Origin of the sequence: Streptomyces sp. NPDC090025, assembly GCF_044748125.1 — a bacterium.
GTDB lineage: Bacteria > Actinomycetota > Actinomycetes > Streptomycetales > Streptomycetaceae > Streptomyces.
The window spans coordinates 156,737-169,615 of record NZ_JBIVFL010000005.1 but is presented as its reverse complement, the minus strand read 5'-3'; the positions used below and the strand labels follow the sequence as shown (position 1 = coordinate 169,615).

General features: G+C 71.7%; 10 protein-coding genes. 4 read left to right on the top strand and 6 right to left on the bottom strand.

What is annotated here, in order from left to right:
* Window positions 1-6 precede the first annotated feature (6 nt).
* Window positions 7-780 carry a LuxR C-terminal-related transcriptional regulator gene (locus ACIPXM_RS15255; protein ID WP_401655362.1) on the bottom strand — a complete coding sequence of 258 codons (774 nt, stop codon included), beginning with the start codon at window positions 778-780 and terminating at the stop codon, window positions 7-9.
* A 182-nt stretch (window positions 781-962) separates the two neighbouring features.
* Here ACIPXM_RS15255 and ACIPXM_RS15250 point away from each other — a divergent pair, with 182 nt between their 5' ends.
* Window positions 963-2,288, top strand: a complete 1,326-nt coding sequence (locus tag ACIPXM_RS15250; RefSeq protein ID WP_401655361.1) for a hydrolytic protein — start codon at window positions 963-965, stop codon at window positions 2,286-2,288.
* A gap of 327 nt (window positions 2,289-2,615) precedes the next feature.
* Here ACIPXM_RS15250 and ACIPXM_RS15245 read toward each other — a convergent pair whose 3' ends face one another.
* Window positions 2,616-4,814 carry a DUF4157 domain-containing protein gene (locus ACIPXM_RS15245; protein WP_401655359.1) on the bottom strand — a complete coding sequence of 733 codons (2,199 nt, stop codon included), beginning with the start codon at window positions 4,812-4,814 and terminating at the stop codon, window positions 2,616-2,618.
* A 212-nt stretch (window positions 4,815-5,026) separates the two neighbouring features.
* On the opposite strand from ACIPXM_RS15245, the gene ACIPXM_RS15240 reads away from it, so the two are divergent.
* A complete protein-coding gene (locus ACIPXM_RS15240) occupies window positions 5,027-5,785 on the top strand; it encodes a TOPRIM nucleotidyl transferase/hydrolase domain-containing protein (protein WP_401655358.1) in 759 nt (252 codons plus the stop codon).
* 45 nt (window positions 5,786-5,830) lie between these two features.
* Here the strand turns inward: ACIPXM_RS15240 and thpR are convergent, their stop codons facing one another.
* Together thpR and ACIPXM_RS15230 are read right to left on the bottom strand one after the other, a co-directional pair.
* On the bottom strand, window positions 5,831-6,451 hold the full coding sequence (gene thpR, locus ACIPXM_RS15235; protein WP_401655357.1) for an RNA 2',3'-cyclic phosphodiesterase: 621 nt from the start codon (window positions 6,449-6,451) through the stop codon (window positions 5,831-5,833).
* A gap of 316 nt (window positions 6,452-6,767) precedes the next feature.
* On the bottom strand, window positions 6,768-7,742 hold the full coding sequence (locus tag ACIPXM_RS15230) for an alpha/beta hydrolase family protein (protein WP_401655356.1): 975 nt from the start codon (window positions 7,740-7,742) through the stop codon (window positions 6,768-6,770).
* A 160-nt stretch (window positions 7,743-7,902) separates the two neighbouring features.
* Here ACIPXM_RS15230 and ACIPXM_RS15225 point away from each other — a divergent pair, with 160 nt between their 5' ends.
* Window positions 7,903-8,499, top strand: a complete 597-nt coding sequence (locus tag ACIPXM_RS15225; protein WP_401655355.1) for a TetR/AcrR family transcriptional regulator — start codon at window positions 7,903-7,905, stop codon at window positions 8,497-8,499.
* Between the two features lie 123 nt (window positions 8,500-8,622).
* On the opposite strand, the gene ACIPXM_RS15220 is transcribed toward ACIPXM_RS15225, so the two are convergent.
* Both ACIPXM_RS15220 and ACIPXM_RS15215 read right to left on the bottom strand, forming a co-directional pair.
* Window positions 8,623-10,977: an LPXTG cell wall anchor domain-containing protein gene (locus ACIPXM_RS15220; protein WP_401655353.1), complete on the bottom strand. Its 2,355-nt coding sequence runs from the start codon at window positions 10,975-10,977 to the stop codon at window positions 8,623-8,625.
* A 231-nt stretch (window positions 10,978-11,208) separates the two neighbouring features.
* Window positions 11,209-11,931: a DUF6333 family protein gene (locus tag ACIPXM_RS15215; RefSeq protein WP_401655352.1), complete on the bottom strand. Its 723-nt coding sequence runs from the start codon at window positions 11,929-11,931 to the stop codon at window positions 11,209-11,211.
* 218 nt (window positions 11,932-12,149) lie between these two features.
* Here ACIPXM_RS15215 and ACIPXM_RS15210 point away from each other — a divergent pair, with 218 nt between their 5' ends.
* On the top strand, window positions 12,150-12,710 hold the full coding sequence (locus tag ACIPXM_RS15210) for a hypothetical protein (protein WP_401655351.1): 561 nt from the start codon (window positions 12,150-12,152) through the stop codon (window positions 12,708-12,710).
* Window positions 12,711-12,879: the final 169 nt, after the last annotated feature.

The window sequence follows — 12,879 nt, the reverse complement described above, 5'->3', positions numbered from 1 at the left end:
CGGCGCTCAGATCAGACCGTTGCGGAGCGCGAAGCCGACCGCGTGGGTGCGGTTGCGCAGCTGAAGCCGTGTGATGACCTCGTGCAGCACGTTCTTGACGGTCCGTTCGGAGTACGAGGTCTTCCGGGCGATCTCCGCGGTGTCCAGACCCTCCGACACGAGCCGCAGCATCTCCGCCTCGCGCGGCGTGAGCGTCGACAGCGAGGAGGCGTTCGGGTCGAGCGCCGACCGCTGGAGGCTGCCCACGTGGTGCAGCAGCCGGGCCAGCAGATCACCCGGCAGCACCCCCTCGCCCTTCGCGAGCGCCAGCACCAGGCGCAACAGCCGGTCCTGGTCCGCCTCGGCGCGCCGCAGCACCGCCGTCACCCCGCACTCGATGGCCCGCTGCAGCGCGTCCCCCGACTCGAAGGTGCCGACCACCAGGCCCGTACGGGTGCGGGAGTCGTGCCGCAGCCGCCGCAGCAGCGCCACCGTCTCGTCGTCGACGCTGTCCACCGCCACCAGGGACACCTGCGCCCCGTCCGGACGTTCCTCGTCGACCAGTTCTATCTCCGGGCGCTGGCGCAGCTGATGGACGACCCCCACGTGCAGCACCGGGTCCGCGGCGTACACGGCCACGGTCACCCGCCGCCCGGTCGCGGGCTCCCCGGCCCGCCCCGCCCCCACCCCCGTGCCCGTGCCCGCGTGCGCGCCCGCGGTCCGCGCGGACTCCTGGGCGGGCACCCGGGGCACCACGATGCCCGTCGGGGCAGCGGCGCCGTTCGCTTCAGCTCGGATCATGTGTCGTTCCCTGTTTTCGCTGAGATGTGTGGGGGGTAGTAAGAGATGTCTGAGGCCCCAGGAAAGTTCCCGCGCACGGGAGTTGGTGACGCGGAACACGCCCGCCCGGGGCACCGCCGTTGCCCGGGGCGTTGCCCTCGGGTCCATGGCGGCGCGCGGACGACGGCCCATAGCGTCGGGGGGTGACGTCCCCAGCAGCCTCTTCCAGCCCTGGCACGCCCGGACTCGACATCCCGAGGGTGTCGGTGGTGCCGGGCGGCACCGCATCCACCAGCCTGACCGTGCGCAACGACGGAGACATCGTCGAGGCGTACCACCTGGAGGTCGTCGGCGACTGCGCCGCGTGGGCGACGGTGGAACCCGAGCGGATCTCCCTCTACCCCGGCACCTCCGAGACGGTGACCATCACGCTCGCGCCGCCGCGTTCCTCGCAGGTCCGCGCGGGCGACGTGCCCCTCGCCGTCCGGGTGCTGCCCACCGAACACCCCGAAGGCGTACGGGTCCCCGAGACCCTCGTGCACGTCGAGGAGTTCCGCGAGCTGCGCACCGCGGTCACCCCGCGCCGCCGCCGCGGCTGGCTCCGCGGCCGCTACCGGTTCGCCGTCCGCAACGAGGGCAACGCCCCCGTCCAGGTCGCCTTCACCGCGGGACAGGCGGGCGAGGAGCTGAAGTTCGCCTTCACCCCCGCCACCCGGGCACTCGAACCCGGCGAGTCGGCCGAGATCGGACTGCGCGTCCGGGCCGGCCGCCCCGTGTGGTTCGGCACCCCGACCACCTGGCCGTTCACCGTCGAGGTGAGCGAGCCGCGCGACGCCGAGGACTCGGCCCAGGACCCGACGGCCGTCCGGACGCCGCTGGACGTGGAGTTCGTCCAGATCCCGATCTTCCCGAGGTGGCTGCTCGCGCTCCTGGCGGCGCTCCTCGCGCTGATCATCGCCTGGTTCCTGCTGGTGCGCCCCGCGGTGCGCAGCACGGCCAAGGAAGCCGCCGACGAACTCGTCCAGAAGCGTCCGGCGCCCAGCGCGCCGCCGAGCGTCGCACCCCCCGGCAGCACCGATCCCACCAAGCCGGGCGGTTCCGGCGGGGCCGGTTCGGGCGGTGGCAAGGGCTCCGGCGGCGGCAGCGGTTCGGGCTCCGGCGGCACCGGCGACGGCGCGCAGAGCTCGGCGACCATCGACCTGGAGACCTCCGGCGGTAAGACCGAGACCGGTCTCTACACCGTGCCGAAGGACAAGGCGTTCGAGATCACGGACATCGTCGTCGCCAACTTCCAGGGCGACGAAGGCGTGATCACGATCAACTTCGGTGACCGCAAGGTGACGACCATCGCGCTCGAGACCTTCCGCAATCAGGACTACCACTGGGTCACCCCCATCAGGATCGTCGAGAACCAGACCGTGACCATCCAGGTGACCTGCGCGAAGCCGGGCACCCCGGCCACCGGGCGGCAGGCGCAGAAGTGCCACGAGGTCCTGAACGTGAGCGGAGTGCTCAGCGACCTCAGGTGACCGGGTGGCACGGCTAATCCTCGGCGAGATCCGAAGGGGTGCAAGCCGTGCCACGGTCCCACTGTCCGGAAATCGACAGCCGATCATCTAGATGTCTTGTCCCATTTGCGGACGTACGTTCGTAGGTCATCTTGGGTCACCTTGTGCGAAACGGCGGACTTCGGTCCGCCGTTTCGCATGTGCGGCCAAAAAGAGGAAGTCCGAATACCGCGCTTGTGTTCCCGACATCGGGCCGGAGCGGGGGCCGAAACGTGCGGGGCCGGGTGGCCGCGGGACGATCGCCCCACCTCCACCCGGCCCGTGCCGCGAGCGGCCTCCGACCGTCGGTCACGCCACCTGGGTGGGCACCGTGACCGGGGCGCCGGAGGACAGCACACCCCGCGCGTTGGAGAGGTCGACCGAGTTCGGCAGCATCGCCTGCGGCCGCAGCAGGTCCTTCAGCAGGAACCGCATCAGCTCGTCGCCCGACATCCCCTTCAGCCGCGTCGCGAGCTGCGGGTTCACCTGCTCCAGGCGGATGATCTCGACGATCGCCCGCTCCACGAGACCGGGCACGATGTCCGCGCCCATCAGCGTGTTGGAGCGCAGCTTCTCCTTCTTGACCTCGCCCTCCGCGCCGGAACCGTAGGTCATCTCGCTGTACTTGTCGGCGTGCGCCTGGGTCAGCACCAGCGGGATCTGGCCCCGCCGGTCCCCGTCCGCCTCCCCGGACATGGCCTCCCCCATCGCCTCGAAGTCGATGTCGTCGCCCGCCTTGTTCGAGCCGAGCGCGAACTTCCGCATCGGCGCCGTGAACTCCGCCCCGAACCGGTCCTCACGGGTGGGCAGCTGGCTCTGCGTCCGGGCCGGATCGGACGGGTCGGCACGCAGCGTCGGGTACTCGCGCTGGGCGAAGTCGCTCAGCATCAGCCAGCCCTGCGTCATCAACGGCGACTGCGTCAGCGGGATCTCGATCCGGGCGGGCTCCGAACCGCCGAACCGGGTCTCACGGAACGGGCTGTTCGGCACTTCCAGGAAGAAGAAGACGAAGCCCTCATTGGCCAGGACGTGCTTGTCGTACGGCTCCGAGTTGTTGGCCGCGTCCGGGTTCGCCCGCAGCAGCTCGGTCTTCGACTTGATGTTCCCCTGGGCGAGCATCTGCTCGGCCCGCTCCTTGGGCGTGTAGTGGGTGAGCACGCTCTGCCGGAGCGACGTGGCCAGCTTGGACCTGACGTCCGCCACCCAGACCGCGCCACCGCTGCGGTCGTTGATCTCCCGGCCCATGCTGTGCCGGTTCATCTCGGACAGCTCGCGGAAGTAGCTGGCGCCGCGCATCGAGAACGCGACCGCACTGTCCTCCCAGTCCGGGCTGTTCCACAGCATGCCTTTGTCGGTCATCGCCCCGAACGGCGCGCGGGCTCCGGCGGGGAGGCTGTCGTCGCGGTTGATCTGGCCGCGTACGACGGTGAGTTCGGCGTCGACGGCCTGGAGGGCGGCGGTCAGGAAGGGGCGCGTCGCGTCGGTCGCCTCCTCCAGCTCCGGCGCGACCATGTGCTGAAGGACCGTCAGCGCCATCAGGCAGTGCATGGTGTCGCGGTTGCGGTCCTCGTCGTACTCCTTGAACGCCTTGCGGACCTTGTCCATGAGCGGGTCGACCGGTTCCGGCGCGCTGCGGTTCAAGCTGCTTCTGAACCGGTTGAACAGGCCGCCGGCCGGTCGGCCGGCGGGGGCGGTCGCGGCCGCCAGGCCACCAGACGGCCGGCCGGCGGGGGCGGTCGCGGCCGGCAGGGTCGAGGTCAGCTCCTCGTGGCCCTTGCGCTGCACGACGCCCTGCCCGTGACCTGAGCCCGGACCCGAGCCGTGGTCGTGCCCGGCGTGATCATGCCCGGCGTGGTCGCCGCCGGGACCGCAGCCGTCGGCGGACCGCTGGACGGCCGGACCGGACATCACCCGCCGCGCGTTGGCCTCCGCCGCCCGCTCGAACCGGTCGGCGGGATCGCTCACCCGCAGACCGTCACCGCTGTCGGTGCCCGACACCGGACCCTGCCGCTGCTGGATCACATGCGTCAGCTCGTGCGCCAGGGTGTGCTTGTCCCGGCCCCCGTCGGGCAGCACCACATGGTTGCCCGAGGTGTAGGCCCGCGCGCCGAGCTCGTCGGCCGAGCGCTGGGCGGTCGAGCCGGTGTGCACCCGTACGTCGGAGAAGTCCGCGCCGAGCCGGCCCTCCATCTCCGAACGCAGCGACGCGTCGAGCGGCTGCCCCGGCGAACCGAGCACCTGGTGCGCCGTCGACCGCTGCACCGGCGGGTCCTCGCCCGCGCCTCCGCTGCCTTCAGGGGCGCCCGCCGCGCGGCTCCCGGACAGCATCCGGGCCACCGCCGCGTTGCCGACGGCCCGCTGGAGCGCCGCCATCGCCCCCGGCGCAGGGGGCCCGGACTGGGCGAGGGGACCGGGCGCCGCCTCCTCGTCCCGTGGCGCCTTCCCGGCGCGGGCGGAGCCGTCCGCGGGGGCGGCGGCCGGGGCCTTTCGGTGCGCGGGCTTGCGCATGGGTGTCTGCCTCCAGGGGGACGCGGCACTGCGGTACGGATCGCTGACCGTGGATGTGGTGCGTTGCCCTACCTGCCTACCCGTGCCGGGGGCCGGACACCATGCCCGTTCGGGCAGACCTGGGGGAAGAGCCCGCCGCCCGGGTACGGCGTGCCCGCCGCGGCCGGGAAAACGCCTGGCGGCGCGGGCCCGGCGGCGCGCAGACTCGCCGTATGGCTGAAACGGGTGGAGCGTCGGGCGCGTTGTCCGACCGGACGGCGCGGAGCACGGGCGCGGCGGGGATCGCGGAGTTCCGGGCGGCGGTGCTGGCCTGGGCGGCGGGGGAGGGCGCGGCCGGTGCGGGTGCGGGTGCGGGTGCGGGTGCGGGGTCTGGCGTCGGTGCCGATGACGGGGCCGGTGGCCCGGACCACGGGACGACGGCCCGCGAACTGGCCGCCCGGCTCCCGGTCCGTACCGTCGTCCTCCTCGAAGGACCCAGCGACGTGGCGGCGGTCGAGACCCTGGCCGCGCGCCAGGGCCGCGACCTGGCGGCCGAGGGGGTCTGCGTGCTGTCGATGGGCGGCGCGATGAACATCGCCCGTTTCACCCGGCTGCTCGGACCGCCCGGACTCGGGCTGCGCCTCACCGGACTGTGCGACGCGCGCGAGGCCGACTACTACGCGCGCGGCTGGCAGCGGGCGGGCGTGCCGGGGCCCGGCTTCTTCGTCTGCGCGGACGACCTGGAGGACGAGCTCATCCGGGCCCTCGGCGCCGGCCGCGTGACCGAACTCGTCACCGAGCAGGGCGACCTGCGCCCGCTGCGCAGCTTCCTCCGCCAGCCCGAACAGCGGGACCGCGCCCCCGAGCGCCGGCTCCGGCGCTTCCTCGGCACCAAGAAGGGCCGCAAGATCCACTACGGCCGGGTGCTCACCGAGGCCCTCGCCCCGGACCGGATCCCCGCCCCGCTGCGCCAGCTGCTCGCCGCGCTCTGACCGGCCGGTCGGAACGCGGTCGGAACGTGGTCGGAACGTGGTCGGTCAGCGTCCGGCGAACGGCCAGGACTCGATGTCCCGGTAGCGGATCGGGCCGGGGCCGCGCCCGATGTTGCTGCCGACCAGATGCAGCCGGGCGGTCGTCCACGGCGCGCCCGTGAACCCGGCGAGCCCGGCGGCCGACGCCGTCACCGACGACGCGTCGCCCCGCCGGGCCCTGGCCAGTGTGAGATGCGGCCGCAGCGGCCGCTCGGCGAACGGGATCCCATGGCTCCTGACCAACTCGCGCACCTCGCCCGCGAGCGCCCGCAGCGCGTCCACCTCGCCGTCGATCCCGCTCCACAACACCCGCTCGTCGAAGTGCCCGCCGCCGCGCAGGGCCAGCTCCAGCGGCCGCCGCCCCGCCGCGAGCCGGGCGAGCGGCGCCCGCAGCGGCGGCACCACCTCGACGGGCAGCTCCCCGAGGAAGGCCAGCGTGATGTGCCAGTCCTGGATCCGGTTCCACCGCAGCCCCGGATACGCGTCGACGGCCGGCCGCAGGGCATGGGCCAGCTCGTCCTTGGCCGCGTCGGGCGGCGCGAGGGCGATGAAGGCACGGATGGTGGCGGGGGCGGGGGCGGGGGCGGGGGCGGGGGCGGTGGCGGGGAGGGGCGGCTGATCACTCACGCAGGTCTTCGTACCTCATGGCACCCGGCCAGGTCATATCCGGGATCCAGGATCCGATCTACCGGATCCAATCTTCTGGATCCGATCCGCTGGATCCGATCTGCTGGATCCAGGATTCTGGATCCGATCTCCGGGATCGAGGCATGCGGATCCAATATCCCGGAGGTTGGATCCAAGATCCTGGATTCTGGATCCGACACCTCGGATCCGACACCTCGGATCCGACATTCGGGATCCAATGTCTCGGATCCAGCCTCCGGGATATTGGATCCGAGATCCGAGACCCTGGATCCGAGATCCTGGCTCCTGGATCTGCTCACTTCGCTTCGATCCGCCCCAGCGGCTCGCCCGCGGCGGCCATTTCCCCCTGGGCCGTACGCCAAGCCGCGTCCCCCGGGTACAGCGCGCCGCGCAAATACGCCGCCGCGAGCCGGGCCACCGTCTCGGCCCGTTCCGGGTTCTCGTCCGTCGTCTCGGCCACGTCGTAGCCGGAGATCCCGCCGAGCCCGTGCTCCGCGCCGTACACGGTGAGCAGCGCCTTGGGGCCGGGGGAGAAGTGGTACGGGTCGGTGTGCCAGTCGGGGCCGCTGACCGTGAGGTGGGGGGAAGCGTCCCGGTCCCCGGCGACGACCAGGGCCTGGGTCGTCATCGTGGAGAAGTCCGTGGTGAGGAAGAAGGGGTAGTGCTCGGTGGCGAAGGCGCTCAGTGCGTCGCCGCCCCGGCCGGGCGCGGCGAGCAGCACACCGGCCGTGATCCGGGGGTCGGCCAGGTCGACCTCGGTGCCGTCGGACGGATCGGTGAGCCGGGCGCCGAGCAGCAGGCTCGCGGTGTGGCCGCCCATGGAGTGCCCGGCGACCGCCACCCGGCTCCGGTCGAGTCGGCCGCGCAGGTGCGGGACGGCCGCCTCGATGTCGTCGAGCCGGTCGAGGAGCAGGGACATGTCCTCGGCGCGGGTGCGCCACTCCGGTGCGGCGTGCGCGCCCGGGGCGGTGTCGGGGCCGGTGGCCCGGCGCAGCGTGCGGGAGTCCAGGTGGGTGGGCTGGAGGACCACGAAGCCGTGCGCGGCCCAGTGGTCGACGAGCGGGGCGTAGCCGTGGAGCGAGGAGAGGTGGTTCGAGAGGCCGAGGCCGTGCGACAGCAGGACGATCGGCAGCGCGGTCCCGGTGGTCGGGGCGGAGACGCGGACCTGGAGGTCGACCGCGCGGCCGGGGGCGGTGAGCACGACCGGGCTGACGGTGAGGACGGGGGAGGGGTCGGTGGAGGGGGCGGGAGCGGGCGTGACGGTACTCATGGCTGCACTCATGGTGAACGTGCCCTTCTGTGGTGTCCGCCGTCAACGACTCCGGGGCCCACGACTCCGGGCCTACCGGTACGCTGAAAGCGGATCGTCGTTCCATTTACGATACGGAACACTGATCCGTTTAGTCAATCGTGCTCGGAAGGAGACCGTGGTGCCCCCTGCGGACCAGACCAAGGGAGCGTCCGCGCGCAGCAGGCGCGCCGACGCGGTGCGCAATCAGCAGACGCTGCTCGCCGCCGCCGCCGAGGTGTTCGTGACCTCCGGGGTCGACGCTCCGATCCGCGAGATCGCGGCGCACGCGGGCGTCGGACTCGGCACGCTCTACCGGCACTTCCCGACCCGGGCGGATCTGGTCACCGCCGTCTACCGGCACCAGATCGAGGCCGCCGCCGAGGCCGGTCCCCGGCTGCTCGCCGAGGCGGCCTCGCCGTTCGAGGCGCTGTCCCGCTGGGTCGACCTCTTCACCGACTTCCTGGTGACCAAGCACGGACTCGCCGACGCGCTGCGCTCCGACAGCGACCGCTTCGCCGCCCTGCACACCGACTTCCTCGAACGGCTGCTCCCGGTGTGCGGCCAACTCCTCGACGCAGCCGCCGAGTCGGGCGAGATCGAGCCCGGCGTCCAGCCGTACGAGCTGATGCGCGGCATCGGCAACCTCTGCGTCGGCCGCGACACCGACCCGCGCTACGACCCGCGTCGGCTGATCGCCCTGCTCCTCGCGGGCCTGCGCCGCCCGGACGCCCGGTGACGGCCGTCGCCCGATAGCGGCCGGACCGCCCGCACGCCGAAGGGCCCCGCACCCCGCCAGGACGGCGGAGCGCGGGGCCCGATGGTGCGGGTGGTGCGGTGGTGCTTCAGGCGTGCGGGTCGGTCAGTGGTGTGCGCCCGGGGTACGGCGGCGGCGCACCCACCAGATCAGCGCGCCGCCCACCACGGCGAGCGCCGAGGCGACGCCGACGATCAGGCCGACCGGCGTGCTGGAGCCGGTGTGGGCGAGGTCGCCGCCCGGCGGCCGGGTCGGCGGGGTGGTGTGGTCGCCGCCCGGGGTGGTCGGGGCCGGGGTGGACGGGGTGTGGCTCGGCTTCGGGTCGCCCGGACCGGTCGGCGTCGGGGTCGGCTTGGGGCCCGGGGTGGTCGGCTGGTCGGCGCTCGATCCGCCGAGGAACGCGGTGTCACCGTCCCGGTAGGTCACCTCGGTCTGCACCGAGGTCTTCGTGGTCGTGTCGAGGCCCTTGTACTGGGTGGCGAACTGGGTCTTGGTGATGTCCCGCTTCGGCGCCTTGGAGAAGTCCACGCCGCCCATCGACAGGATCCACACCTTGCCGTCGTACACGCGCTCGAACTTGTAGTCGCCGTTCCTGAACGAGTGCACGTACTTGTCGTAGACGGTCTTCTTGTCCCAGTTCTTGTTCTCGTCGCGCAGCGGCCACCGCGTGACGTCGTTGCTGTTGATGATCTTGCGGAAGTCGGTCGCGGCGACCGCGTCCTGCCGCCGGACGTACTCGGCCGCGACCCGCGAGGTGTAGACGCGGCGCAGATCGGCGTACGACGGGTCCTCGTTCACCCGGCGCTCCAGCTCGGGCTGGATCATCTGGAGGATCAGCGCCTCGGCCTGCTTGGTCTGAGCCTCCGTCAGCTTGCAGCCGCCGACGGGCACATCGGGGCCGTGCGGGACCTCCATGTTGACCTTCATCGGCGCGTCCAGGATGTAGATGCCGCCGTCCTGCTCGCGCACCTTCGCGGGCTTCGGCGTGATCCACTGACGGATCACGGGCAGGCACGGCATCCCCTCGGGCGTGCGCGGCGCCGCCCGCCAGAACCGCTCACCGCGCTCGTACTTGTCGGGGTTCATCGCGTCCGCGTAGTCGTGCTTCAGCGTGAGGTCCGCCTCGAGCAGGACACGGCCGGCGTCCGTCTTCGCGAACTCCTTGTCCATCACCACGTCCGGGCGGATCGGGTTGAGGTTCACCCAGAACCGGTCCGGGGTCAGCGCCAGCCAGGTGAAGAAGGAGTCCGAGGCCAGCTGGAGCTTCGCGTTGCCGCCGTAACCCGGGTTGGTGTCCGGGTCCTTCACGTAGTCGGCGCGCATCGAGTAGTCGAGGCCCTTGCCCTTCACCGGCGTGCCGACGTAGTTGATCTCCAGGGTGGAGAAGTCGATGCCGCCGGGACCGCGCCCGAAGTAGCCGCCGCCGTTGTTCTGGTTGTAGATCGCCTGGATGCGGCGGGCCTCGGCGGGCGTCTTGCCGGAGCGCAGCGCCTGGTCGACCAGCGGGCCGCGGCCGCCCTTGAGCGGATCGGCGTTGAAGCGCTTGTCGTAGTTGGTGTAGACGTTCGGCTTCTGGGTGCGCTCGATCGCGTTGGACCGCCGCTCGTTGACCCCGGCCTGGGTGCGCGAGGTGCCGCGGTCGCGCCGCAGGTCCTCGTCGAACTTCCGGATCGCCTCCTTGGTGGAGTTCTCCGTCCGGGCGCCGGTCAGATAGCGGAAGGTCGACTTCGGCTTCTCCTTGGCGATCTGCCGGTCCGCCTTCAGCTGATCGTTCTCGATCTTGCCGTTGGACTTCATCTCGACCTTGCGCTCCGTCGCCCGGTTGTGGGCGTCGATCACGCGGTACCGCTTCTCGCCGGTCTCCGGGTCGGTGTACTCCATGGTGTCCTGGCACCACCAGTCGGGCCCGACCATGTTGTACTTCTTGACCATCCGCGCCTCGAACGCCTCACCGCGCGCCGGGTTCCCGTGGTTCCCGATGTAGCGCACGTCGAGGAAGCGCTGGAACTCCTTGAAGCCGCGGGAGCTGTCGTACTGGCTGTTGTACCGGGCGTAGATCTCCATCACCCGGTCGGCCGGGTTCTGCGACTTCTCGAACTTCCGCTGCCAGGCGCGGTAGTCCTTGCCCGCCGCGTCCCGCTGCTTCTGGGTGGGCGGCAGCACCCCGTCGTACGCCTTCGCCGGATTGTCGTACGTGTAGTTCTCGTCGGTCGGCCAGGCGTCGTACGGCAGGTTGTCCGGCGGGCCCGAATTCGCGGGCGTCGACGGGAACTTGCGCCCGAGGAACTTCTCGTCGCAGCGCACCGGCTTGACGTTCGGCGGCTTCGCCGCCGCGGCCTCGTCCAGGGCCGGCAGGCCGGTCAGGGTGGTCGCGGCGGCGGCCGTGAAGGCGATCGCGAGACGGCCCCACACCTGCCTGACCCGACCGCCCCGGCTGCCCCGGCGTATGAGTGTGCTCACTGGTTTCTCCCCCTGGGAACCCAGTAGATGACATGGGAGGTGCGCGGCGCGAGTGGGCTCCGAGGTCAACTGGTCGTCGAACGCCGCTAGTTGCGTACCCTAGGGGGGACGTGACGGGGCGCCCCCCGGTTCCGGTGGTGTGTCCCCGTCAACTTTGCAGGATTTTCACATGTCATCTGCATACGCGGCCGAGCCCTCGGTAGGGCTCTCGGTCGGGCTTCGGCCGCGCCCTCAGTCGATCCAGGTCTCCTCCAGGTCGCCCGCGGTCCGTCCGTCCCGCCGCACCCGGAACACCGAGAGCGTGCGCCCGGTCCGCAGTAGCGGACTCACGCTCCGCAGCGCCGCCCTGGCCAGCCCCGCCCAGTCCAGATCACCCGGCTCGGCGTCCAAGTCGACGCCCCGCTCCTCCAGTTCATCGGCGCCCACGCCGAACGCGACGGCGATCTCACGCGGCGCGCCCGCCAGGTCCCAGTCGCCCTCACCGGCCCAGCCCGACGCGAACAGGCGCGTACCGTCCGGGTGGTGGATCACCTGGGTGTGATGGGTCGCGTGCTGGTCGACGGTCGCCGAGCCGATGACCACGGCCGCCGGGTGACGCCGGGAGACCTCCTCCGCCAGGTTTGCGAGGGGGAACTCCCCGCCCGGGTACGCTAGAGCCGGATCGTTGATCTCGGTCAGCCCGCCCCAGCACCCGATCCCGACCAGATCGAGATCGGCCCGGGTGCCGAACGGCATCCGCTCCACCGCCTCGATCCGGCTCACCTCGCCGAGCACACCGGCCACCGTCCCGAGCGCCTCGGCCACCTCCCGGGCCCGCACCGGATCGTGGTCCGGCAGCACGTCCGCCCCGGCGGGGAACGGCGGTTCGACGACCGTGAGCCGGAACTCCCCGTACCGCGCGAGCTCCCGCTCCGCCGAATGCCTCCAGATGCCCTCGGCACCGTCCTGGCCCATCGCGCCACCTCCGTAGATCGCCTCGCCGCGCCACGCTACCGGGCCTGTTCGACCCGTTCACGCGACCCGTTCGTGCGGCCGGTTCATTCGACGGGGGTATTCGAACGCGGGGTCGGGGTGTCGTCCGTTCGGGTCGGCGGGTCCCCAACCGTCCGAACGGGCGCCTAGCGTACGGACCAGCCGCGCCGACCGCCGCGGCCACACGAGGAGGGGAACCCGTGACGTCGCCCTGCCACCCCAAGTACGCACCCGCCGGCGATGTGGGCGGAGCGCTCTTCCTGATCGACTCCCGGCTGAAGGCCATCTACGACGGCAGGACCGAGCTGGCCGCCGAGGAACGCGAACTGGTCGCCCAGTTCACCGCCTCTCTCGACGCCGACGGCGTCGAGGACCTGCTCGACGGCGCCTGCACCATCATCTTCATGTTCATGAAGTGGCTGCGGCTGGCCTACGAGGACCACGACAAGGACGTCATCGAGGGCGTCCTGCCCGGCTTCGTCGCCTCGCTCAGCGTCATGACCCGGAACATCAAGCCGGAGACCATCCCCACCATGTCCGGCATGGTCATCGCCGCCGGACTCGACCTGAGCCCCAGCCTGTGGCGCAAGCAGTTCGGCACGTGGACCCCCAGCGAGATGACCACCCTGGAGGCCACCGCCTTCCTGCTCGCCGAACACATCAACCGGCTCACCGACGACCAGGACTACGCCACCCGTCTGATCAGCGAGGCCCTGGCCGGGGCCCTCGACGGGGTCGAGGACGAGGACGGGGACGGGTGAAGGGGGCGAGTGAACGGGCCCGGTCGGCGGGGGTGCCCCAGGGTGTCCCGTACACCGCGAAAAGTTGTCCGAAAGTCATCTGAGGCGCCCTGATGTGATGATCAATCTGGACAAGCCACACACACCGGTATAGCCGCCTTGACCCCACTTCACGGACCCTGCATCGTTC